Source organism: Spirosoma arboris (assembly GCF_009754945.1).
In the GTDB taxonomy this organism is placed as follows: Bacteria; Bacteroidota; Bacteroidia; order Cytophagales; family Spirosomataceae; genus Spirosoma; species Spirosoma arboris.
The window spans coordinates 566,251-590,436 of record NZ_WPIN01000001.1; the positions used below are offsets into that span (position 1 = coordinate 566,251).

At 46.9% G+C, this 24,186-nt stretch carries 18 protein-coding genes; 8 read left to right on the top strand and 10 right to left on the bottom strand.

Annotated elements, in window-relative coordinates; translation table 11 throughout:
- Positions 1-552 carry a sigma-70 family RNA polymerase sigma factor gene (locus GO755_RS02315; protein WP_317165776.1) on the bottom strand — a complete coding sequence of 184 codons (552 nt, stop codon included), beginning with the start codon at positions 550-552 and terminating at the stop codon, positions 1-3.
- A 216-nt stretch (positions 553-768) separates the two neighbouring features.
- Positions 769-1,746 carry a fasciclin domain-containing protein gene (locus tag GO755_RS02320; protein WP_157582951.1) on the bottom strand — a complete coding sequence of 326 codons (978 nt, stop codon included), beginning with the start codon at positions 1,744-1,746 and terminating at the stop codon, positions 769-771.
- A gap of 137 nt (positions 1,747-1,883) precedes the next feature.
- On the opposite strand from GO755_RS02320, the gene amaB reads away from it, so the two are divergent.
- Positions 1,884-3,419 carry an L-piperidine-6-carboxylate dehydrogenase gene (amaB, locus tag GO755_RS02325; protein WP_157582952.1) on the top strand — a complete coding sequence of 512 codons (1,536 nt, stop codon included), beginning with the start codon at positions 1,884-1,886 and terminating at the stop codon, positions 3,417-3,419.
- A 91-nt stretch (positions 3,420-3,510) separates the two neighbouring features.
- Here amaB and GO755_RS02330 read toward each other — a convergent pair whose 3' ends face one another.
- Positions 3,511-3,759: a helix-turn-helix domain-containing protein gene (locus tag GO755_RS02330; RefSeq protein ID WP_157582953.1), complete on the bottom strand. Its 249-nt coding sequence runs from the start codon at positions 3,757-3,759 to the stop codon at positions 3,511-3,513.
- A 67-nt stretch (positions 3,760-3,826) separates the two neighbouring features.
- Here GO755_RS02330 and GO755_RS02335 point away from each other — a divergent pair, with 67 nt between their 5' ends.
- A complete protein-coding gene (locus tag GO755_RS02335; protein ID WP_157582954.1) occupies positions 3,827-4,393 on the top strand; it encodes a GIY-YIG nuclease family protein in 567 nt (188 codons plus the stop codon).
- Positions 4,394-4,512: 119 nt separating this feature from the next.
- On the opposite strand, the gene GO755_RS02340 is transcribed toward GO755_RS02335, so the two are convergent.
- Complete coding sequence (locus GO755_RS02340; RefSeq protein WP_157582955.1) at positions 4,513-4,839, bottom strand: hypothetical protein; 327 nt, start codon at positions 4,837-4,839, stop codon at positions 4,513-4,515.
- A 427-nt stretch (positions 4,840-5,266) separates the two neighbouring features.
- Between GO755_RS02340 and GO755_RS02345 the strand changes: the two genes are divergently transcribed.
- Positions 5,267-5,464: a hypothetical protein gene (locus GO755_RS02345; protein WP_157582956.1), complete on the top strand. Its 198-nt coding sequence runs from the start codon at positions 5,267-5,269 to the stop codon at positions 5,462-5,464.
- Positions 5,465-5,566: 102 nt separating this feature from the next.
- Here GO755_RS02345 and GO755_RS02350 read toward each other — a convergent pair whose 3' ends face one another.
- From GO755_RS02350 to GO755_RS02375, 6 genes are all read right to left on the bottom strand, one after another.
- On the bottom strand, positions 5,567-6,013 hold the full coding sequence (locus tag GO755_RS02350) for a response regulator (RefSeq protein WP_157582957.1): 447 nt from the start codon (positions 6,011-6,013) through the stop codon (positions 5,567-5,569).
- 214 nt (positions 6,014-6,227) lie between these two features.
- Entirely contained in the window at positions 6,228-9,197 is a 2,970-nt protein-coding gene (locus GO755_RS41310) for a PAS domain-containing protein (protein ID WP_157582958.1), read from the bottom strand.
- A gap of 320 nt (positions 9,198-9,517) precedes the next feature.
- Positions 9,518-10,021, bottom strand: coding sequence for an SRPBCC family protein (locus tag GO755_RS02360; RefSeq protein WP_157582959.1), 504 nt, complete (start codon positions 10,019-10,021; stop codon positions 9,518-9,520).
- On the bottom strand, positions 10,018-10,338 hold the full coding sequence (locus GO755_RS02365) for an ArsR/SmtB family transcription factor (RefSeq protein ID WP_157582960.1): 321 nt from the start codon (positions 10,336-10,338) through the stop codon (positions 10,018-10,020). Before GO755_RS02365 ends, GO755_RS02360 begins: the two co-directional genes overlap by 4 nt.
- Before the next feature lie 270 nt (positions 10,339-10,608).
- Positions 10,609-13,434, bottom strand: a complete 2,826-nt coding sequence (locus GO755_RS02370) for a M14 family metallopeptidase (protein WP_157582961.1) — start codon at positions 13,432-13,434, stop codon at positions 10,609-10,611.
- A 324-nt stretch (positions 13,435-13,758) separates the two neighbouring features.
- Entirely contained in the window at positions 13,759-14,403 is a 645-nt protein-coding gene (locus GO755_RS02375; RefSeq protein ID WP_157582962.1) for a TetR/AcrR family transcriptional regulator, read from the bottom strand.
- Positions 14,404-14,946: 543 nt separating this feature from the next.
- Here GO755_RS02375 and GO755_RS02380 point away from each other — a divergent pair.
- From GO755_RS02380 to GO755_RS02400, 5 genes are all read left to right on the top strand, one after another.
- Positions 14,947-15,507, top strand: a complete 561-nt coding sequence (locus GO755_RS02380; protein WP_198174731.1) for a DoxX family protein — start codon at positions 14,947-14,949, stop codon at positions 15,505-15,507.
- A gap of 663 nt (positions 15,508-16,170) precedes the next feature.
- A complete protein-coding gene (locus GO755_RS02385) occupies positions 16,171-17,922 on the top strand; it encodes a DUF4331 domain-containing protein (protein ID WP_157582963.1) in 1,752 nt (583 codons plus the stop codon).
- 25 nt (positions 17,923-17,947) lie between these two features.
- Positions 17,948-20,233, top strand: coding sequence for a DUF4331 family protein (locus GO755_RS02390; protein ID WP_157582964.1), 2,286 nt, complete (start codon positions 17,948-17,950; stop codon positions 20,231-20,233).
- A gap of 129 nt (positions 20,234-20,362) precedes the next feature.
- On the top strand, positions 20,363-21,685 hold the full coding sequence (locus GO755_RS02395) for a tetratricopeptide repeat protein (protein WP_157582965.1): 1,323 nt from the start codon (positions 20,363-20,365) through the stop codon (positions 21,683-21,685).
- A 63-nt stretch (positions 21,686-21,748) separates the two neighbouring features.
- Entirely contained in the window at positions 21,749-24,007 is a 2,259-nt protein-coding gene (locus tag GO755_RS02400; RefSeq protein ID WP_157582966.1) for a TonB-dependent receptor, read from the top strand.
- Positions 24,008-24,186 lie beyond the last annotated feature (179 nt).

Sequence of the window (24,186 nt, forward strand, 5' to 3'; positions counted from 1 at the left end):
CTATTTAAATAGTTGTTTCAGTTCCTGTAAGGCAGCCCTTACCCGGGTTTTTACCGTTCCAAGGGGCAGATTTAATTTTTCGGCGGCTTCTTCGTGAGTGTACCCTCCGAAGTACACCAGGTCAATAAGTTGTTTGCGCTCAGGTCTTAACTGATCCACTATATCCTTAATTCCGATATGCTCAGGATTCGGTTGTTCCGTATTATGCTGCCGATCAACAATATGTACGTTCTCCTCATCAGTTCGGATTGCATTGGAGGGTTGAGTTTTACGGGCACGCAACGAATCGATAGCCGAATTGCGGGCAACATTCAACATCCAGGTAAACAAACGTCCCTTGCTGGAATCGTATCCATCTAAATTTTTCCAGATTTTAACAAAAATGTCCTGTAGGAGATCGGCGGCCTGTTCATCATCGCGCACGATGCGCAACACAACACCATACAGAGCCGGTGAATACTGATCGTAGAGCCACTGAAAAGCCTGCTGATCGCGCTGGATAAGCTTTTCGATCAGAACACTTTCTGACACTAAAGAGGACTGGCGTTTCACGCAGAAGGTATTAAGTTGGTCAAATATAGAGAGAATTTTAAAAAATGAACGGACAGGTATACGTCAACGATCATGGATTAAATTCGAAAAATAGTCTTTGGTGAGTAAATTAAATCATACGCTAAAATCGGTGCAAAATGCTTTGCACCGATTTTTATACAACTATAACGTATTTATGCTTTGTAAATGCAATTATGTTCTCGTTTAGCACTTTTTTTATCGAAAAGCTGATACGCCACTTTTGGGCATAAGCACGTTGTCCAGGCCATAAACGACTCCATTGGACTGACCATAATTAGTACGATCAAGATGGGCCGTACCGCCTTGCTCATCGGTCAGGAAAATCTGCCCGTCGGCATCAAGTGAAGCCGTAAGCGTACCTCCTGAAACAGTCTTAAGATTCGCTTTTCCATTGCCTGCTTTAATTTGCTGGATCAGATCTTCTCTCGTTAACGAACCAGTTAAGACATGATAAGATAACAACTGTTTTACCGCTTCCCGATTGGTGCCATCCAGTAAACCAGCCTGTATGGCAGGAGGTAACTTTTTGAACGCGTTGTTCGTAGGTGCAAATAGGGTATAGGGTCCAGTGCCTTTAAACATATCGAAGAGATCAGACGACTGAAGGGTATTTTGAAGTGTACTGTAATTAGGCGATGAGGCCATAAAATCGCCAATGCTTGTATTACGAACCGTGCTTCCCGCTTTTACAGCAGGCGTTTCGGTCATTTTAGCCCCCTTTATAGCTTCCTCAACCCCAGCGTTCGAATTAGCAGTGTTCGTCGTTTGCTGGCCAGTGGACTGACTCGGTGTAGTTCCTGGTGTGTTCGGATTGCTGCCCACACCCGTCGGTGCATTGGTCGCATTATTCGTATTGTAATTCGTTAGATTACTATTATTCATCGTGGTGCCATCGCTGGTCGAACTTTGCCGATAACGGGCATCCTGGGGCGAGGTGTTGGTTGTGCTATTGTTGCCAGCCCTGGCGTTTTGATTCATCATTCGTCGTGACTGCTTTATCGCTCGTTTTTGGTTGCGTGCTGCGGCTTTTGACGATATTGAGTCGGGGGCAATGGCTCCTTGTGGATAGGTCGTTGATGAAACCGTTCCGGTGGGAGTTGTTTGTGCCCAACTGGTGGTAATGGCCAGCGCGATTCCCAACGCAAACAGGCCAACAGATGGATTGATTTTCATAACGTTGTATCGTATGTACGATTAATTGAGTGTTCAGTTTTAACCGACGTGACGGTAAAAAGTTTGCCGTTTGATATACATTGTTTGGGTAAAGGCGGGTAGATTTGCCCGCGTCTCAGCAAACCACAAACGGATCTATGCAGTCTATTCTTCCGCTGCCAACTCAACCCATTAAGCCGGGTACCAGCACAGGGCAGAACTTCTGGCCCACCGAAACAACCAGTAGTCATCAACCTCTTGCTTCTTATTCGCCAGCCGATGGGCAATTGATTGCCCGCGTTCATGTATCGACCCGCGCCGATTATGACCGTGTTGTTGAAACAGCGCAAACAGCCTTTGCCGAATGGCGGTTGGTTCCGGCTCCGCGCCGGGGTGAAATTGTTCGGCAGATGGGGGAGCAGTTTCGGCGCTACAAACGCGAACTAGGCACGCTGGTGAGCTACGAAATGGGCAAATCACTTCAAGAAGGCTTAGGCGAAGTGCAGGAAATTATTGACATCTGCGATTTTGCCGTTGGGCAATCGCGCCAGCTCTATGGCTTGTCGATGCACTCCGAACGGCCTGCCCATCGAATGCTGGAACAATGGCACCCTCTGGGAATTGTTGGAGTTATTTCTGCTTTTAATTTTCCCGTGGCGGTTTGGTCCTGGAATGCGATGATCGCCTGGGTTTGTGGGGATGTTTGCATCTGGAAGCCATCCGAAAAAACACCCTTAACGGCATTGGCCTGCCAGCAAATCATTGGCGAAGTTCTGCGTAACAACGACGTACCCGAAGGGGTGTCGTGTCTGGTTACGGGTGGGCACGATGCCGGTGAGTGGCTGGCTCGTGACCCGCGTGTGGCGTTGGTGTCGGCTACGGGAAGTACACGTATGGGTAAAGCTGTAGCCGAAGCAGTAGCTGGTCGATTGGGCAAGAGCCTGCTCGAATTGGGTGGTAACAATGCCATTATTGTTTCGGAACACGCCGATCTGGATTTAGCGATTCCTGCCATCGTGTTTGGGGCGGTAGGTACAGCTGGCCAACGCTGCACAACAACACGCCGGATCATTGTGCAGGAAAGTATTTATGACGATGTGAAAAACCGACTTAAAAAAGCGTATGCTCAACTTCGTATCGGCAATCCGCTCGATGAGTCATTTCATGTAGGACCTGTGATTGATCAGCAGGCAGTCAATGGTTATCTAGTAACCGTTAACGAGATACGGGAATTAGGTGGGCGATTTGTGGTTGAGCCAGGGGTGATTGACGGATTAGGTTTTGAGTCAGGCTGTTACGTTCGCCCGTGTATTGCCGAAGCTAAAAACAGCTGGCCAGTTGTGCAACGAGAAACCTTTGCCCCTATTCTTTACCTGCTTAAATACACGACGTTAGAGGACGCTATTTCTCAGCAGAATGGCGTACCACAGGGCTTATCATCGGCTATTTTCACCCTGAATCTGCGCGAAGCCGAACGGTTTCTGTCGATGGCTGGATCTGATTGCGGGATTGCCAATGTAAACATTGGGACATCAGGCGCTGAAATTGGCGGGGCATTTGGGGGCGAAAAAGAAACCGGTGGTGGCCGGGAGTCGGGCTCTGACGCCTGGAAAGCCTACATGCGTCGCCAAACCAACACGATCAACTACGGTACCACCATGCCTTTGGCTCAGGGCATTACGTTTGAATTGTAAGCAATGAGTAGTAAGTTATAAAGTAGTAAGTGGCCGGAGTCAGTCCTGTTAATACCACAGCCACTTACTACTTTATAACTTACTACTTCACTCACTTCCCCATCATTGGAGCTCCTTCTCCTGTAAGTACATAGCGCATATTCATAGTCGGGAATTTGCCCGCTATTTCGGCCAGTGACTCACTGCTCAAATAGGTTTTATTGCCTATATGCCGGTAAAATTTTTCCCTACTATATCCCAATTCTTTTGCTAGTCTGTAGACCGACATGTCTTGTGCGGCTAAGGCTTCTTTGAGCCATTTTCCCTGAATACTGCTCTTTTTTTCTCGTCTTCCAGCCATAAAACAAAGATAAAAAATATATGTATTTTTTGTTGTATATAAGTATTGTTTGTATTATATTTAATACATGAAAATCACCGAAAAAACACCTCAAAAGTGCCTTGATTTAGGCCAGATTCTGGATAGTGTAGCGCTGGTAACGCCCCATCCCTGTATCTATTATTTGATGGATGCCGCGCACGAAATTGTCTATATAGGACAAACGGTAAATCTCCAGTCCCGACTACTAGAGCATAGAGTTGCGGGCATAAACTTCGTTCGGGTTCGCTTTCATACATGCGAAGCAAGCGACCTGGATCGACTGGAGCAGGAGGCCCTTGCTCGGTTTAAACCTCGGTTTAATCAACTGCCAAAAACTAAATCGACATCCGGGTGCCTAAGCAAGCAGTTGATCTGCCTGAAATACAATATCACACCGCTTGCCTTTGAACAGCTTCGGAAAGCTTTTCGACTATATCCGATTAGTGCATTTGGGAATACGAAATACTACAAACCCGAAGATGTGGAGGCTTGGGTTAAGCGGTTCAAAGCGCTACTGGGGTCGGGGAGGTATGTGCTACAGGCCAGGCCTACGTATGTGGCAGTAGGCATCAGTACCCGAACCAAACTAATTCAGGTTTATACCAAACAATAAGTGGGGAAATCGTACTACCTGTTATCCCTACTCATATGTAGGAATAGTGCGGATCAAGAGCAAAACGTCAGCCTATCAAAACTGCGTTTTGCTCTTGATCCACAGGAGTAAATTCGTAGTTAATTCATGCTGGTCAGATAGCTATCTGCCCAATCGGGGTAGAGTCTTAAAATGGATACCAGTTCGCGCCAGTAGTCGCTCAAGAACCAGTGCAGCCCTAGTGGCTCCGACTCTTCGACCCACTCAAAGGCACTGATCATGTTGATATCCCGAAGCGGATGAGCTTTTTTGACGACAAATTTTAGCCCAAAGTAAATTGCGTTTAGTTCTGACTGGCTAAACGCCGTACCCCACTGCCGGGGCAGAATACCGGGAAAGACTATCTCCGTTGCGATCAACGTTTTGATATATTCTTTCAGTAGATAGATGTTTTTTGGAGCGCTCATGGGTATAGTTTTCATACATGAAAACAATGCCAAAACCTTGCCAACTTGCGATTTTATGGCATGAATGAGCGAAAAATTGTCATGAATTTTGAGGTAGCTAAAAAACTGTAAATCTGTTGTTTACTCCTTTAGATCAATGATAAACTATGATTTACTTTCACTATGTTCATGACTACATCTTGCCTCATTACTCATCTGTTAGCACATCATGCGCAAGTGCTGGATCTCATATAGTTAACATTTTTTTGTGACCATATCAGACTTCTGTTATCTAAGAAATAGGAGCCAATAGTCTAAGCCATAAGAGTACTAACCTATGCACAAAGCCCCGACCGTGAGGAAGGGGCTTTTGTGGTAACCGTCACCTACCGTTTAGAAGCCAGGCTACTGTTTTAATCTATGAGTTTTTAAATTTATAGTACCGACTATGAGCGACATCAGCGAACTTCTTGATTTCTACGGGTCTCAACAACTACCCCAAACAACATCGCAATCGTCCCATTGGACTAACTCCAAAACCCTCCGAAACTGCATAAATCTGGCCATGCGCGGAGCCAAAAATGGCAATGAATCTAGCCTTAAGACATTACGATTGATCAAGGATTTATTAGCGGAACAAGCCTGATAAAGCCTCAGACGTGAAGGAGCCCTTTTTGTATACTAGTTGCTTTTAGCTAAGGGGGTACATCTTTTCCAGACTCAGCTTCTGTGAGCAATTCATACGGCTTTAGTGCCCGGACGATCTGACGGAGCTAGGTAACTGAACTGCTCCAAACCAATAGTCACACAAACTTGTGATCGTTCGCCGTAAACTAGCATAATCCGTCGATTTTAGAATGACAGAACTGGCCCCGGCTTCATAACATTGATTTGTCTCCTCCTCGGCTAGCCAGCCCGACCAGATCACCACAGGAATACGAGTGTACCACTGATGCTGATTGAGCCAACTCAGGACCTCAAGGCCATTCATGCCGGGCATATGCATATCCAGAAGTAATAGACTAGGCAAAGTCTGCGCTGTTTCTAACGAAGCGAGTAGGCTGGCGCTATCAGTAAACTGGCGCAGATTGATCTGATCGGAATACGATTGGAATGCATTTAGTAACAGATAGCCATCTTCTTCGTCATCATCGACGAGAAAGACTTCGTAGAATAGGTTGGTTTGGAGAGGCATACCTTGCTTATAGACTGAAACAAAGCTAAAACAGCTAGTACAGGATACTATAGTAAGTTCCAAAAAGATACTAAACGGTATGGCTTATAGTAACACTACTGAACTAGTGCTTAAACAAAATAAGTACTATTAGGAAAATAGACTGGTCGGACAGGATAATCCGGAACTGCTCCAGATACAAGTGGAAACCTATAATCGCTTATTTGTCCGACTTTCAGATTGGTAGATATACACTAAACGTGGACCCTTGCCCTGGCTGACTAGTGGCGGTAATGGCTCCTCCATGATTGGCCGCTACTTTATGACAGATAGCCAGCCCTATTCCCGTTCCAGCAAACTCGTTCTTACTATGCAAACGCTGGAAGACCTGAAAGATACGGTCGGTATATTTCTCATCGAAGCCAATCCCGTTGTCTTTTACCTCAATGTGATGGTACATCCGCGTTTGCCGGGTAGGCTTCACACTGGCTGGCAAATCTTCGGTCCGTAGTTGGCTGGCCTGGATGATAATCTGAGGGACCATTGGTGCACTGGCCTGAGCCCTTCGACTAAACTTAATCGCATTCGAGAGCAAGTTCTGGAAGAGTTGACTTAACTGGATCTTATCACCCTGCACGGTGGGTAAAATACCGACTTGGATGTGCGCATTACTCTCCTCAATAATGACCGACAAATTATCCTGCGCTTCCTCTATCACATTGTTAAGCGCTACAGAATAAGGTTCTACCTGACGGGTTGAAATTCGTGAGAAGCTGAGCAGGTCCTTAATCAACAGCGACATCCGGCTGGCAGCTGACTGCATCCGCTCCAGATAAAGTAATTCCTCGTCGGATGAATTGGTATAGCGTCTCCTGAGCAAATCGCCAAACTGTTGAATTTTGCGCAGGGGTTCCTGCAAATCATGGGAAGCAATATAGGCAAACTGCTCCAGGTTTTGATTCGAACGAGTTAGATGTAAATTGGCCTCTTCAAGCCCTCGGTTTGCCTCCTCGACTTCTTCACTGGCAGCTGCTAGTTCTTCGTTATTAGCGGCTAGCTCTTCATTGATGGCTTCCAATTCTTCGGTACGCTCCTGCACCTGCCTCTCCAGCATATGCTGCATGTTTCGCTCCAAAGTCACGTCTCTTGATGTACCCTCTATGCGTACTGCAATGCCAGCGTCGTTCTCGATCCGCTTACCAACAGAGTGAATAATGTATTGTATGCCGGTGCGGTGATTGATAATGGCGTGCTCATCGTCAACAACGCCTTCGTCGTTCCAGACGAAGTGGTCTGGTATTCGTTTGTGACGTGCCTGATCCGGCACATCAAACGCGTCAATCATCTCCTCAATTGGTACCACCGGTTTATCAAATCCATACCAGTCCAGCATCCGTTGAGAATAGGTCATTCTGCGAGTGGCAATATCGTAACTCCAGGTACCTAATTCGGCGAGGTCGATGGCATTCCGAAGGGTGGATTCGGCGGCTTCAATCTGCTGACGGGCTATTACCTGTTCAGTTACGTCAATGGCTACCTGCATAAGGCCATATATCGTTCCATCCCCTTCCCGCACCGTTTCACACACGAGATTGAGATACATTTTCCTGAGTTCACCATTTCTGGACAGGGTTACCGGTAACTCATTGGCACGGTAGATTTCGCCAGTCGTATATACATGATGGAGTAGCGCTTCAAAACCCTGTCCTTTTACCTCTGGCAATGACTCAAAGATGGGTTTATTCAGTATAGCTTCAGGACTCCTGTTCCAGATTTCAAACATGCGCTCATTGGCAATCTCTACAATGTGAGATGCGCCCCTGGAAATACTCATGGCCACGGGCGATTGCAAAATGATGCTGCGCAGTTTTCGTTCACTTTCCTCTAGCCTCATTCGAGCTTTCACCTTCTCGGTTACATCTACAGCGGTTGATAACACACCATAAATAACTCCCGATGTCGTCTGCATGGGCTGATAGGTTAAATCATAATAGGAGACATCCTTCAAACCATCCCGGATGTAGGTGACCGGAGCATCAGAAGCTGTGTAAGGTTTGCCAGTTGCGTACACGTCGGCCAGTAGTTTCGGGAATGGTTGTCCCTGCATCTCGGGTAGAACTTCCAGTAAGGGCCTGCCAATCACAGAGGCATCTTTGCCCCAACTTCTCAGGACTGGCTCGTTTGCTCGGGTAATAATCATCTCCTCACCAGTTAACAGCACCGTACGTACTGGTGATTGTTCTACCAAACTGCGTGATTGCAGTTCACTTTCCGCCACCTTCCTTTGGGCTGTGGCCTGCTCGGTAATATCCTGAAGCGTACCATTGAAGCGGTACGATGTCTGATCATCATGAAACCATGCTTTTCCTTTGGCTCTTACAATGCGTGACTGCTGGGTAGTTGGATTGAGGATGGTGTACTCAATATCGTAGTGGCCACCGGAGCTATACTCCAGTGCCCGTTCAATAGCTGTTGCAACGCGTTCCCGATCCTTCTCAGCAATGACGTCAATGGCCCAGGTTAGGGGTATTTCGGCCTCTGGAGGCAGACCAAACCACTCTTTCAATCGATCGTTACCAATGAATTTTCCAGTGACCGGATTTAAATCCCATGTACCTAATTCAGTCGCTTCAATGGCAAACTCCAGCTGGGTTTTACTTTCGATGAGCTGGGCAAAGGTTTTTACTTTTTGGGTCGTCTCGGTACAGGTTACGAATACGCCGGCAGGATTTCCAGATTCGTCACTGACGGGGCTATAACTAAAAGTCCAATAGACATCTTCAAGCCTCCCGTTTCGGTAAATAGGCAGAAGCTGGTCTTCGCTCCAGGTAGCTTCCTGACCAGAAAGTACCTGATCGATTAAGGGCTTGATGAAGTCCCAAATCTCGGGCCATACCTGATCCCCAGGCTGCCCTAATGCTAAGGGATGTTTCCCCTCATTACCCAGACTAGGTCGATAGGCATCATTATAAAAGCAGAGGTGCTGTTCTCCCCAAAACAGGAACATGGGAAACTTTGAGTTGAGAAGAATACTCAGTGTAGTTCGCAGACTTTGTGGCCAGGTATCAGGGGTATTTAGGGCAGTTTTCGACCAGTCAAGAGCCCTGGTTAAGGCTCCCATTTCGCCACCCCCAGCCAGGAACGAGTAAGATCTGGCTGGGTTATGCGCATTCTCTTCACTAGTAAGCGAGTTTTTACCGGTCATGGAATGGTAGAATTGCCTGGTAAATTAACATTTAATCAGCTTGACTGTTCAAGCAATGCATTAATAGTAAGTTTATAATCGGCTAAAGAAACACTATGTCCATCACTTTTGCAGTCCACTCTGGTAACATCACATATATATCTTAAGAGGGCATTGCACAGATTGCTGATTATCAATTAAGAAAGTAGCGTTAATCTTTTACGTTTATTCTTGGCATTGGTTATGGTGAATAGTTTGCTGAATGCTAAAGCGGTGCTTGATAAGTCATATCACCCAGATATGACTTATCAAGCACCGCTTTAGCATTCAGCAACTTTAGCTTATTTTTTCAACGAAGGGAGCAATTCGTCCAGGCCTTCCATAGCCATTGCCAGACCTTCTTTAAAGCCCATTTGCAGGGTTGCCTCAAGTTGAGCCAAATCGTCATAGGAAATGTGAAGTTCCACAAGCGTTACAGGTCCTTTGTCTGAAAACGTTACTTCCCAGGTTGACCGGGGTAAATCCTTATTCAGATTGCCTTCTGCATCGACAAAAGCGTCGAGACCTGTGAATTTTTTTTGAGTTTGAATACGCTGGTAATCAACCCAGGCCCAATGCTCTTCACCTTCTGGGCCTACCATGGCGTAATGCCAATGGCCGCCTTCTCTAAAGTCCATTGTTTTTGTTCGTGCTTTCCAGGGCTTCGGGGCCCACCATTGATCGAGAATCTCGCTCTTTGTGTAAGCATCCCATACTAAGGGGAGTTCGGCGGCAAATTCTCGCTTTACCTCGATTGTGCTATTTTCCTTATTTACAGAAAAATCAAACGCTAAGTTGGTGCTCATTTTTTGTCGTTTTTAATGGTTAATAATACATTGTCAAGTTCATTGAAGCGACTCTCCCACAGTTTCCTGAATTGGTCGAGCCACTTATCAATTTCTTTCATTTTAGTTACCTCAAGTCGGTAGTAAATTTCTCTTCCATTATGATCCTGCTTCACCAGTTCGCATTCTGTCAATATGCGTAGATGTTTGGAAACCGCTTGTCGAGTGGTATCAAAGTGTTCGGCAAGGGCGTTGGGTGTCATTGCCTGAGCCGCAATTAGTAATAGGATAGCCCGCCTTGTCGGATCGGCAATAGCCTGAAAAACATCCCGTCTCATTGATCATCTGAGTTATTTGTGCAACTAATCGGTTGCAAATATAAGCAACTAATTGGTTGCACAAAAGCTTTTCAATCATTTTTTGTTATAATCGAAAAGTTGCCGGAAGTGTTGTGAATTATCAGTGAATACTATGGCGAACGATCACAGCACGTAGCTTTATCCAAAAGAAAACCGCGCCCGGCATCACATCTAAATTGAATGTGACACTGGACGCGATTACTAATTTTTAGTTGTTGAAGAAGTGTAATTTTACTTTAAGAGAGGCTATTACTCGCTAACGACATCGCTGCCTTGCGAACCACTTTTGCCCGAGCCGTAAAGCTGGTTGAAGAGCAGTTTAAACGTTCCTTGTGCTTGTGCCCGGAAGGTGATTTCTGGTCCGAAGGCGTAGAATTTACCCGATCCAACGGGTGCCATAAAGGCTGCTACACCATCCTGTAAATACGATTGTCCCCACGCCCAGCCACTACGTAGCGGCTTGCTGGTTTCAAACCAGGCAAGTGGTGTTACAATGCCTTTGGCAATGGCTTCAGGAGCAATTTTGAACACTGGACTAGCATCGAAATACACGTCGGTCAGTGTAGGCATACCCCAAGTGGCGTGTTGGGTTGAGTCCAGATTTACGCGTAACACACTACCAGGAATGTAGTATTTCTCGTTCGGTAAGGGGCGCTCCGTACCCGCAGCGGTCATTTCGGTAAGGGCGTTTTTAACTGGTAATTTCAGATGATAGGCCAGGTTGGTACTAGTACCAATCGTTACTACCGATCCGCCGGATTCCAGGAAGGCTTTGATTTGTGGGATCGACTTGGTAGCTGTGATTTTGCCTAACCACGGACGATATTCAGCCGGTGTCGATTCTTCTTTTGGCTCGCGCTCAAGACCTCTGAAAATGTCATTATCGGCACCCGTAGCTGGCGGAATAGCGCGTGTTACGAAGATAATGACATCAAACTTCTTCCGTAGATCACCCGCATCGATATCGGCAGGATAAATCACTTTCATTGGGAAGTGGTATTGCTCCATCAGGAAGCGCACCCAACCCGATGGCATTGAGCCGCCGTAGGTATCCCACAAGGCAATCCGCATGGGCGACACTTTAGTCATTGAAGTGGTTGGCTTTTTGGCAATACCGGTCACTTCGATACCTAAATCTTTAGCCGATTTGTCCAGAATCGACTTGGCCTTAGCCGAAGACGGAACAAAGAATGCACCCGATTCTACGGTCGATTTTCCACCCACACCATTTGGCAAACGGAATACATCGATACCCGATGCCAGCAGATCATTTACGGCAATGAATGAGTTGTTGGCCTTAGCGCTAAGCAGATAACCGCCACCAGCAGTCCCTGTTACGTGGCCTTCGGGCGACTGAAGTTCACCATAGGGCAGTTTCTTAAATGGACCATCGAAAGCATCTAAAATACGGTCGAACTGAACATTCATGGTGTAAGCCAGTGTCCAGCCAGCGGCATCGTAAGGCCGAACGGGAGGTCCACCTGGATATTGGAAATCGTTCGGGTGATCCTGTGGCTCAAACATATCCAGTAAGTGCGGACGGAACGCCTGATCGGATTTCACGACGTACGAACCGGCTGGGTACTTCTTGCCAGCCACAGTAAAATCGGCGGTAGCCTGCTGAATCTGAATGCCCGTACGAATCAACGCGTTGACAAACTTAACCGCCGTAGCAAAATCAGGTTGATTGGCCGGAATGATGAAACCACGAGGATCGCGCAGGACAGGGGCCTTCATGATCGTATCGTAGTATTTAATCGGCATACCACCTCCGCGAGGAATAAATCCGTATTGCGCCAGAGCCGCGTTTGCAGAAGTCGACGTTGGTTTCTTTGTATCTGACTGAAACGCCTGATTGATCGCGTCGATTTTCTTTGGCGAAAGCCCCCAGTAATCCTTGCTGCCGCGTTCGATGGAATTCTTGCCCATCTTATAGATATTGAACAGCAATTCATCGCGATAGCGCGAAGCATAGTTGAGAACGGCATAATTCAGCGATACCGAATAATCGATCGACTGCTTAAAGTGCCATTTCTGAGGGGTAACCGGAAATGGTGTATTTCCATTGGGAATCAGACGGCTGGGCACGAGTGGAACCTCTTCGGGCGTTGGATTACCGATGATTTCCGTTAACAGACCAATCATGTTGTGGAAGTGCGTGGTGGTACGCAACCCGCCATTGTACCAGGTTGAGAAAACCGATCCACCCAGGCGTGTATAGCCCGGCTTATTCTCTACATTCATCCGGTTGATCATGGCCGCGCCGAGGGCATCTATACCCGTCACCATTAATGGGTCGAAAACGTAGTTGAACGGGTCGCGGTAAGGAGGCCCTGCCAGCACAGACCCAGCTGGACCGGCCTGGTGGTGATTATACATGATCTGAGGAAACCACTCGACAAACAATTGCCGACCGATATTTTGGGTTTCCTTCAGATTCATAATGAAGAAATCGCGGTTGTTATCGTGACCAGCGTATTTCTCATACAGCCGAGGCAGGTTATCCAACGACCGTTTTTCGGGTTTGGACTCGCGCATGTACCAGTTCGATACGATCTCCTGACCATCGGGATTGGCGTGCGTGAGCAGGATAACGGTATTGTCCAGAATGCGCATGGTTTCGGGGTCTTTCCGGCTCACCAATTGATAGATGGTTTCAATGAGCTGATGCGTACCAACGGTTTCGGTCGCGTGCAAACCACCGTCAATCCAGACAACGGCTTTGCCTTCGTTGGCCATAGCGTGGGCCTGTTCGTCGGTGAGACCTTCAGCGCGCGCCATTTTCTGGGAAATTTCCTGATAGCGAGCCAAATTTTTTAAATTGGCTGGCGACGAGACAATCAGCATGAACTGATGACGGCCTTCTTCGGTCAGCCCAATATCCATCAGCTTTGTTCGGTCAGAAGCCGCAGCTACTTTCTTTACATAAGCTTCGGTTTGGGTATAGGTCGCGAGTTGATAATCGTCGCCGATGTCGAAACCAAAATGTTCCTTGGGCGAGGGGATTGTCTGTGCTAATGCTGTGCTCAGATTGATCAGCAGCATAACAAGGACTGAGTAAGTAGAATAACGCATTGTTGATGAATTGAGTTGGGGTTTTATACGAGTTAGTTTAGGGGTGTGCAGTTTCAATTGGTTAGAGCACCAAAGGATATAGATTAGAACGGAATTCAATATAATTTATCGGATTTTATTAACGGGTATCCAGGAAGAATAAAATTTTCAATAACCCATTAATTCAAATATAATCTTCTTTATCTTCTATAAATAGCGGTAACAGTTCGGTAAGGATTTACGAAGAAGGCTGTCGTTACTTTAAACGAATAAGCCTATTGGTACTACCGAAAGAACGGGTAGTGAGAAGGTTAGCATAAGTAGAAATACTGGCAGGAAGATTGGCTAGTCGATGTTGGTCGTGGACGTAAGGAGTTGAAATTCCTGTATTCCTTTGACAGTAAAATAAGGGCTCAATAGCGACCACAGGGCAAGTCGGTAGTTCTTTATCTCTAGCTTACTGGCATCTATGCCCCGCATTCGCTCAAAATTCATCCAGCTTTCGGTCATCATCACGTACCGATGGGCTAACAAAACCAGGGAATCCGGCTCTGCTGGATCGTGTAAAGCACCCCTGGATATAGTAGCCTTCAGCAGCCAGTCAATTTGCATAATTTTCCAGTCGAGGTGCTTTCGGTGCTTCTGTCTAAGGGAAGGAAATGCCCGAATAAGCTCCAGAGTATCCGTGAAAAAGAAACTATACTGCTGTTGAAAATAAAACGTGCTTCTTATGTATTCATCAATTGTGTTAAAGAGAGGAGTGTGGTGCAAATCGGTTACCAATTTTTCCTGCGTATGTAGAATTGATTGATAGGCGGTCTCAATCAGGGCATCTTTTGTTTTGAAATGATAGGCCAGATTTCCAACACTAACACCGGCTTCGTCGGCAATATGCTGAAGTCGGACATTAACAAAACCGAAACGATTAAATAAATACAAGGCTGCAGTAAGAAGCTTGACTTTGATATCGCCTTGTGACTTGTTTTCCATGATTTAAAATATATTAACTAGTAAGCAGTCTTTACTAAATTTAATTTGACTGTTCAGTATATATTCTCATCATGTATATCAACTGTGTTGTGTTAATGTAATTGAAAGAAAAGTTAACCTAGTCCGTATCAGTGGACTAGAAAAGAGCCCAACGGTTTTTTAATCATAGTACAACATTGATTGATGACGTGCTCTACATATACTAACGTAAGAGAGCTATTGGATGGATTTCAAAAAGTGGTGTGCAGGCGTATTTTTTTGTAATTGACTGGGACTTTACGGGCCTATTTATATAGCTAGCCAGAGGGGAAAATACGCTGAAGAAAGGGCTATCATTTCATCGAATTTCTAGAGGGAAAGCAGCTTTGGGGGCTTTCCTGCCTGTTTTAACGGGGTTGGGCTTTTGCCAGTATCAACTTGTTTTAGAACTTAAAAACATATTATAATAATATCATTAGAAAAAATTTCCTAAATCTGTTTTAGGGCTCAAGTGCGTAGATGTAGATATGGGGTCCTTTTCTTCGACACACCCTACTCAACGCTATGAAAACAGTAATCAGCCTTTTTGACCGTTTCGACCAACTAGATACAGCCATGAACCGCTGGCTGGTGGCGCATAGTATCGCATTATTACGGATTTCTTTAGGGTTGATTTTTCTGGGATTTGGGTTATTGAAGTTTTTTCCTGGTATCAGCCCTATTGAGGATTTAGCTACGCGAACAACGACTATTCTGACGTTTGGCGTGCTGTCGGGGCGGAGTGCGATGGATTTTGTTGCTGGTTTAGAGTCGATTATCGGAATTTGCTTTATTAGTGGTCGGTTCCTTCGGGTAGGAGTTTGGTTGATGGCCGCCCAAATGATTGGCGCTATTTCACCTTTAGTCATCTTTCCGGGCGAACTCTTTCCTGGACCACTGCATGCCCCTTCTCTGGCTGCCCAATATATTATCAAGGATATTATTTTAGTGGCAGCGGGTATGGTGATCGCGTCTACCTGGACGGGTGCCCGTATTGTTGCCCAACCACAGAGTTTTCGCAGTGCACTTGGTAAGCGAGTACCCAAAGTGCAACGTAGTGTACGGCAACTAGAGGCTACTATATAAAGGAAGATTAAAACTAGTGTCCACAGAGACCACAATTAAGACTCTAAATTGCCAGTGTCTATATGGACATTAATTTTGATTACTTGACTATGGTGGAGGCCTGTTTGAACTTTTCAAATTAACCGCAACGAACACTAAGGTAAATTCGCAAAGACTGCAAAGAAATTCAGTTTACAACATCGCACACTTTTCGGTTAAGCTAAAGTCTATTTATTGCCTTTAAAACTGGTTAAACTTCCCTATTTAACAAGCTTTTATTTACTCTTTATTTTTGAAAAATTGACCAGCTTATTCGTGAAAAAATAACTTGATCTGGTTGGCGAATATACCGTCGTGCTAATGTTAGAAAATCTTTTCAAACCTGCTAAAACTATTTTCTCGTCCTAGGAGTATATACGTTTGATTTCCATAACTAACCCCTGACCATTCTGAATGAAGTATGAAAAAAATATACGCTAGTCTCCCGAATTTCCTGTAGTTTCTTCTTGCTCGTATCGCCTAGGGATACGATTATTGTACGCTTCTCTCCGGCCCTAATTGCCGGCTTTCTCAACGCACCTTCATGATTTTCAGTCGCCTTAGCAAGTAATTCTTGTTATGGAGCGCTATTGCCTTACCCTTTTTCTTTAGTGCAATTTTTTCATCTTTAAACACAATCATGCTATGCGCACGTTTTCTTTGTGCTCTGGCCGACTTAGGATTTTATTCCTGAGTGGTGCCTTGTTGCTGCTTGCGATTGGCGGTTATGCGTCCAGTCACCGTGAAGCCCCGTTGATCTCGAATGATCCACTGGCTGATAACACGGATGTTTATGCGTTCAAAAGTCCCGACGATCCGAATACGATCACGATTATCGCCAATTACATTCCCTTCCAGCTGCCCGAAGGTGGCCCCAATTACTACACGTTTGGTGAGCGAATTCGATATGAAATTCACATCAAAAACAAAGCGAATACGGCATCCGATGATATTACCTATCGGTTTACGTTCACCAGAAACAACGAAGACCCAAGCACGTTTTTCAACATTCGACTCGGCAAGCAGAATCTGAAAACCACCTACATTTGCGAAAAAAGCGTAAATGGTGGCCCGTTTACCGCTATTGTGAGTAACGGCGTGGTGCCCGCCTACAACATTGGACCACGCTCGATCGACACACCGGGACTTGGGTTAGGTACTTCGTACAACACCCTCATTGAACAGTCTATTGCAACGGCATCGTCGGGAGAGAAAGTATTCTGCGGACCTGCCGATGATCCGTTCTTTGTTGATCTGGCGGGCGCGTTCGATGCGGGTAATTTCCGGCCCGATGGCAATTCGGTCAATCCGTCCAAAGATGGACTGGCTCGCTATAATGTCCATACGATTGCCTTGAAGATTCCTGTCAACCTATTGCAAAAAGACGGTAAGAGCGTTTCTCAGGCGTCGACTATTCTCGACCCTGACTTTGTGATTGGCGTATGGGCATCGGCAAGCCGTCAAAAGATTAAGACTTTATATAATGGGGGTGATGTAGGTTATGATGGCGAATACGTTCAGGTGTCGCGCCTGGGTATGCCCCTCACCAATGAAGCGGTCATTCCTGTAGGCATGAAAGATAAATGGAATACGCTGACGCCTTATAACGGAAACGATCTCCAGTTTGCTCAGTATTTTACCAATCCTGAACTGGCTCTGTATATGGACGATTCCAAGTTCGGCGGGGCTGTTCCGTCGTTGAAAGCGCTTCGTATTCAGACCAAATCATTAGGCGGATTTGATTTCCGCAATGGTCAGCCGGGTTTGTTTAGCCTGAAAGGCAACTCGGCTTTAGATGGTACGGCTCTGGCCGAAGCCGCTTTTGGCAGTGTATTGCTTCCAAATGCTACCAGCCCTCGAGCCGTTGATTTGCTGCCGATCTTCTACACAGGCGTGCCTAACATGCGGCCTTATCAACTGGCAACTGGCAAAGGCGGTAGCCCACTGGCAGCTGGTAAACCTTTCATTCACAACTTCCTGCCAACCCTAGGCGATATGCTCCGGTTGAACATGGCGGTTCCGGCTACTCCTCGCAATGATGCTAAGTTTAGTTCGCTGGGTTTGGTAGGAGCCGCGGTACTAGGCCTAACCGATGCGACCTATACCAATCCGAACTTGCAGTTTATTCCTAATATGGATGGTTTTCCAAATGGTCGGCGGTTAGAGGATGATGTGACTACGATTGAGTTGCAGGCGGTGGGTGGTGTGGTACTGGCTGCCATTGGATTGTGGTACGATGATTTTGTACCGGGCCAATCACCTGTGACTCCCAATTTGGGGAATGTGCTGAAGTTTAGCGCTGGTGTAACTAAGAACGACACGACCCTGAAAGCGAGTTTCCCTTATGTGCAAACTCCCTGGCGTGGTCTTAACTATACCAAAGTGACCAAATTCTAATCACGTCAACCTTCTAGCAATACTCATGAAAAAGATACTTCTCATTTTGCTGACAATGGTATTGACGTATATACCATATCGTCAGTCGATAGCTTCATCGCACCGCGAAGCCCCGCTAATTTCCAGCGATCCGCTCGCTGATAATACGGACGTGTATGCGTTTAAGAGTCCAACAGACGCGGAAAAGATTGTCCTGATCGCGAACTATATTCCATTTGAAGATCCGGCAGGTGGCCCTAACTGGTATTCATTCGGGGAGAATATCCGGTACGAAATTCACGTCAAGAACAACGTAGCTACACCCGGCGACGATATTACGTATCGGTTTACATTCTCGATCATGAATGAAGATCCAACTACGTTTTTCAACATCCGACTCGGTAAGCAAAATCAAAAAACGACCTACACCTGCGAACGCAGCACCAATGGTGGACAAAGCTGGACGACGATTATCAGCAATGGAGTCGTGCCTCCCGCTAACATTGGTCCCCGTTCTATTGAGGATAAGACCGTCGGTCTGGGAGCAGCTTCGTATAATGCACTGGCAACCAAAGCCATTACTACGGCTTCGACAGGTGAGCGAATTTTCTGTGGCCCGATTGACGATCCGTTCTTTGTCGATTTAGGGGGCGCATTCGATGTTGGTGGCTTCCGACCTGCCGGGCAGGCACGTGACGCCTTATACCATTTCAATTGTCATACGATAGCGATCGAAGTACCCGTATCGACACTTCAAAAAAATGGTAAATCAGTAGCACAGTCGGCCAATATTCTCGATCCTGATTATGTAATTGGGGTATGGGCTTCCTCTAGCCGTCGTCAGCTGAAAACTATTTACAACGGGGGAGATGTGGGCTATGATGGCGGTTGGGTTCAGGTGTCGCGCCTGGGTATGCCCCTCACCAATGAAGCGGTCATTCCTGTGGGCATGAAAGACAAATGGAACTCATTCACACCGTATAACAAAAATGATCTCCAGTTTGCTCAATATTTTACCAATCCCGAATTGGCTCTGTATATGGACGATTCCAAGTTTGGTAGTGCCGTTCCCGGTTTGTCGGCATTGCGGATTCAATCGAAGTCCTTAGGCGCGTTTGATTTCCGCAATGGTCAGCCAGGCCTATTTAGTCTGAAAGGTAATGCGGCTTTAGATGGTACGGCTCTGGCCGAAGCCGCTTTTGGCAGTGTATTGCTTCCAAATGCTACCAGCCCACGAGCCGTTGATTTGCTGCCCATTTTCTACACAGGCGTGCCTAATCTAAAGCCTTATCAACTGGCAACGGGCAAAGCCGGTAATCCACTGGCAGCCGGTAAACCCTTCATTCATAACTTCCTGCCAACGCTGGGCGACATGCTCCGGTTGAACATGGCGGTTCCGGCTACTCCTCGCAGTGATCCTAAGTTTAGTTCGCTGGGTTTGGTAGGCGCTGCGGTATTGGGCCTAACCGATGCGACCTATATCAATCCGAACTTGCAGTTTATTCCTAACATGGATGGTTTTCCAAATGGTCGGCGGTTAGAGGATGATGTGACTACGATTGAGTTGCAGGCAGTAGGTGGGGTGGTATTGGCCGCCATTGGATTGTGGTACGATGACTTTACGCCTGGTGTGAGTCCGAGTCCGGTTACCGCCAGTTTAGGTAAAGTATTAGGATTCAATGCTGGCGTAACCAAGAATGACACAACGCTGAAAGCAGGTTTCCCATTTGTTCAGGACCCCTGGCGCGGATTTATTGGACGAGGGTATGTAGGGCCAGATCAAAATACGGCGAAACCACTGTCGGTAACCGTACAGAATTACGACTGTCTCACAGGTGGTATGGTCTTCGCTCGTGTTGGGGGTGATCCTAATCGAACTGTTGAATATCAGGCTGCGGGTGCCGTTAACGGTGGTTGGAGTACCAACATCAATCGGCAAATTGAGGGTGAAAAGCGCAGAGATGGTAGTACTATTCTAATACAGGCTCGTTACGTGGGTGATCCCGGTTCTGAAGTGACCTACACTTTCAATTTCCGCGATCGTTGTAGTGGTGCCCGTATTGGGACCGAAAAGACGGAGCCGTTGACGCTTCGTTTGCTGGGTAATCCAACCACAAACAACGAGGTTACAGTAGAAGTAACGGGAGCTGTTGGGCAATCGCTTCGACTTGGCCTATCGAATAGTCAAGGCCAATTGATTGGTCAGCAGACGATTAGCGAAGCGGGTAGCCTTGAGCGCCATGTAGTCCGGTTGGGTGAATTACCCGGTGTTTACTTCCTCCAGGCGGTCACCCCAACAGAGCGTAAAACGATAAAAGTAATACGTCACTAAATAAGTGTAAGCTAAGATTCTGTCGATTTTATCCCCTAAAGGGCATGGTAAGTCCTCTGTTTTTTAGGGGGTAAAATCCACAGAACCTGAATCCAACAATAGACCTAATCACAAATCCCTTTACTTGTCATGAAAAACCAAATACCTACGTTCAAGCACATCCCTGTAATGGGCCTACTCGCTTTATTAACCCTGGCGCTGCTTACACTGAACAGTTGTACTGACAAAAAGAAGACAGTAGCCGAAACGACAACCACGTCTACTATGGATATACCACCCCTTTTTGAACGTCGGGGTGAATTAGCTTCGGCCATTGAGTGGCAGCGGACAAAAGAAAAGGTTGCCGAACTAAATGGGAAAATCAGGAAGGAACCGAACGATATAAAGCCTCGGTTGCAGATGGCTGTGATCTATCTGGCCGAAGCCCGGATTACGGGAGAACACCCGTACTATTACCCGGCTATCCTGAAAATTCTGGATGGCGTGTTGACTATGGACCCTAAAAACTTTGAGGCTACAACATTTAAGGCATCCGTAAAAATGTCGCAGCACCAGTTTGCCGAAGCGCGTGAACTAGCCGAAAAAGCCCGGCAGATTAACCCAAGTAATGCGTATGTATATGGCGTACTGGTCGATGCCAATGTGGAATTGGGAAATTATGAAGAAGCCGTTGCCATGTCGGATAAAATGCAGGCGCTGAAACCCTCACTGGAGTCCTATTCGCGGGCTTCGTACCTGCGCGAAATCTACGGGAATTACCCCAGTTCGATTGCCGCCATGAAACTGGCTGTTCAGGCTGGTTTGCCCGGTTCAGAGCCCCAGTGCTGGAGTAAAAACATCCTGGGGCATTTATACGAAACAACCGGTCAACTGGATAATGCCGAACAACAGTACGACGGTATACTGGTGATGCGACCCAGTTATGCGTTCGCGATGGCTGGTCAGGCCCGGATTCAGAAAGCCCGAAAAGAATATGATAAGGCGTTGGTTACTCTGGAAAAAGCGGCTAAGATCATGCCCGAATTTTCGTTCCATGAGCAAATGGCAGAAATTTACGCGCTACAGGGTAATCAGGAAAAAGCCCGGAAAAAATTCGCAGAAGTAGCCAGAATGCTGGATGAGGATGCCCGTTCTGGTCATGCCGTTGACCTCGAACTCTGTAAACTCTATACAAAGGCGGGGCAGTTAGATTCTGCAAAAATTTATGGATTGATTGAGTACAAAAAACGGCCTAAAAACATTGATGTCAATCATGCGCTGGCCTGGGTTTATTTTAACCAGCATGATCTTAAAAATGCACAGCAACATATGCAGATAGCCTTGCGTACTGGCAGTAAAGACCCGGAATTATTACAAGAGGCAGGGGCTATTGAACTGGCTCTGGGGAACGCTGGACAACGCGATAAACTAGTGGCAATTGCCCGGAAAACGAACCCGAAATTCACGCTCTAAGCCTATAAAACGCACGTTGATTGGCTAGAGTTTAATCCAGTTCGACCATCTTTGCATACCTGTATGTGGACGAAAATTCTATCGCTGCTCTTTCTATTGGCAAGCCTGCAAGCTTATGCTCACCTGGGTCATATAGCTGGCAAAGTGTGTGATCAGGCTACTAATTTACCGCTGTCGGGCGTTACCGTGCAGCTAACGGGACTTGGTAAAGCGACCATAACCAATGAGTTGGGGCAGTACCGATTCGATGGTCTGGTGGCATCTCCCTATAAAATTGAACTCTCGCATGTAGGTTTTAAGACGCAGATAGTGGCCGCGACAGTGCTGGATGATCAGACAACAACCGTTAACATCGTTATGGCCGCGACATCGGTAGAGTTGAGCGAAGTTGTTGTATCGTCGCAGCGGGCGCACGACCAGCAACTGATTAGCAGTCTGGATATTAAACTCCGACCGATTACCAATTCGCAGGAGATTTTGCGGATGGTGCCGGGTTTGTTTATTGGTCAACATGCGGGTGGGGGCAAGGCCGAGCAGATTTTCCTACGCGGCTTCGACCTCGATCATGGCACCGATATTCGCCTGACAGTCGATGGGATGCCGGTCAACATGGTTTCGCATGCTCATGGGCAAGGCTATGCCGATTTACATTTCGTTATTCCCGAATTAATTGAAGGCGTCGATTTCAAGAAAGGGCCTTACCGCGCCGATAAAGGCAACCTGACGACGGCCGGTTGGGTTGATTTCAGAACACGCACAGCCCTTGATCGCTCGTTTGTTAAGCTGGAAGCCGGGCAGTACGATACCTACCGCGCAGTGGCTGGACTGGATTTGCTGGGCGAGCGGGGAAAGGCGAAAAATCAGTCGGCTTATCTGGCATCGGAGTATTCATATACCAATTCGTATTTCGATAATCCTCAGAATTTCAAACGATTGAACGTTGTCGGGAAATACCACGGGCACTTAGCTGCCAACACGAACTTAACCTTAACCGGTTCGACATTCTGGAGTAAATGGAATCACTCGGGACAAATTCCTGATCGGGCTGTAGCTTCCGGATTGACGGATTTTTTCGGCTCCATTGATCCCACTGAAGGGGGCGAAACCAGCCGAACAAATGTTAACGCTCAACTTGTAACGGTAACGCCCCGGAATCATGTGATCAAAAATCAGTTTTTCTACAGTAATTACAATTTTGAGCTGTATTCCAATTTTACATTTTTCAAGGAAGATACCGTCAACGGCGATCAGATTCGGCAAAAAGAACACCGGAATCTATTCGGCTACACCGGCAGCTATTCCACTGAAACGAACATCGGCAAAACCCACTGGACAACAACCCTGGGCGCGCAGTATCGGCAGGACATCACTCACCATACTGAATTGTCACATACGAAAAACCGCGTTGAAACGCTGAACCCAATCCAATTTGGCAATATCAACGAAATCAACGCGGCACTTTATGCGGATGAACTAATTCAGGTTTCGGCCCGCTTCATGGTCAATGCGGGTGTTCGGGTGGATTATTTTCGCAGCCAATACGAAAATTTGCTGGCGGTGCCCGTAACAACCAAACACGCTACGCAGGCTATCGTATCGCCCAAGCTGAATTTGTATTATACCCTGAATCCGCGCGTTCAGCTTTACCTTAATACGGGCAAGGGTTTTCACTCCAACGATGCACGGGTTGTAACAGCCCAAAATGGTCGGGAGATTTTGCCCGCTGCCTATGGCTCTGACCTGGGCGTTATTATCAAACCATTTCCTAAACTTCTCGTAAATGCCGCTGCCTGGTATTTGTGGCTGCAACAGGAGTTTGTCTATGTGGGTGATGAAGGCGTCGTAGAACCCAGCGGTCGGTCACGCCGAATGGGTGTGGATCTATCGGTGCGATACCAGCTTACCAAAACCCTGTACGCCGATCTGGACCTGAACACAGCCAAACCCCGATCGATTGATGCAGAGGCTGGTCAGAATTATCTGCCTCTCGCGCCAACATTTACATCGACAGGTGGCTTATCGCTGCAAACGCACTATGGATTAAGCGGCTCGCTACGGTATCGCTACATCGCGAATCGGCCGGCCAATGAAGACAACTCCGTTGTGGCCCAGGGTTATTTCGTGACGGATATGCAAGCGAACTACGCTAAGCGAAACTACACCCTCGGTTTATCGGTGCAGAACTTACTCAATACCCGCTGGAAGGAAACTCAGTTCGACACCGAAAGTCGATTAAAAGGTGAAGCGGCTCCCGTTGAGGAAATACACTTCACACCCGGCACTCCGTTTTTCGCCCGGTTGAGTTTGACGTTTTTCTGGTAGTTAAGCCCCTCTCCCGTTTTGGGAGAGGGGTTGGGGTGAGGGTAAATTGGAGCGGCTTGGCGTTTCCCCTCACCCCCGGCCCCTCTCCCAAAACGGGAGAGGGGAGCTAGGCAGACCTATGTGTTTAACGAAAAAAGCAACGAGCAAATCCAGATTCTAACTAAAGATAGTAGGAGTAG

Coding starts and splice junctions, on each gene's coding strand:
- GO755_RS02340 (WP_157582955.1), bottom strand. CDS start 4,839: ATGAGCGCTCCAAAAAACATCTATCTACTGAAAGAATATATCAAAACG.
- GO755_RS02395 (WP_157582965.1), top strand. CDS start 20,363: ATGAAAAACCAAATACCTACGTTCAAGCACATCCCTGTAATGGGCCTA.
- GO755_RS02330 (WP_157582953.1), bottom strand. CDS start 3,759: ATGGCTGGAAGACGAGAAAAAAAGAGCAGTATTCAGGGAAAATGGCTC.
- GO755_RS02350 (WP_157582957.1), bottom strand. CDS start 6,013: ATGCCTCTCCAAACCAACCTATTCTACGAAGTCTTTCTCGTCGATGAT.
- GO755_RS02345 (WP_157582956.1), top strand. CDS start 5,267: ATGAGCGACATCAGCGAACTTCTTGATTTCTACGGGTCTCAACAACTA.
- GO755_RS02390 (WP_157582964.1), top strand. CDS start 17,948: ATGAAAAAGATACTTCTCATTTTGCTGACAATGGTATTGACGTATATA.
- GO755_RS02360 (WP_157582959.1), bottom strand. CDS start 10,021: ATGAGCACCAACTTAGCGTTTGATTTTTCTGTAAATAAGGAAAATAGC.
- GO755_RS02375 (WP_157582962.1), bottom strand. CDS start 14,403: ATGGAAAACAAGTCACAAGGCGATATCAAAGTCAAGCTTCTTACTGCA.
- GO755_RS02385 (WP_157582963.1), top strand. CDS start 16,171: ATGCGCACGTTTTCTTTGTGCTCTGGCCGACTTAGGATTTTATTCCTG.
- GO755_RS02320 (WP_157582951.1), bottom strand. CDS start 1,746: ATGAAAATCAATCCATCTGTTGGCCTGTTTGCGTTGGGAATCGCGCTG.
- GO755_RS02365 (WP_157582960.1), bottom strand. CDS start 10,338: ATGAGACGGGATGTTTTTCAGGCTATTGCCGATCCGACAAGGCGGGCT.
- GO755_RS02400 (WP_157582966.1), top strand. CDS start 21,749: ATGTGGACGAAAATTCTATCGCTGCTCTTTCTATTGGCAAGCCTGCAA.
- GO755_RS02380 (WP_198174731.1), top strand. CDS start 14,947: ATGAAAACAGTAATCAGCCTTTTTGACCGTTTCGACCAACTAGATACA.
- amaB (WP_157582952.1), top strand. CDS start 1,884: ATGCAGTCTATTCTTCCGCTGCCAACTCAACCCATTAAGCCGGGTACC.
- GO755_RS41310 (WP_157582958.1), bottom strand. CDS start 9,197: ATGACCGGTAAAAACTCGCTTACTAGTGAAGAGAATGCGCATAACCCA.
- GO755_RS02370 (WP_157582961.1), bottom strand. CDS start 13,434: ATGCGTTATTCTACTTACTCAGTCCTTGTTATGCTGCTGATCAATCTG.
- GO755_RS02335 (WP_157582954.1), top strand. CDS start 3,827: ATGAAAATCACCGAAAAAACACCTCAAAAGTGCCTTGATTTAGGCCAG.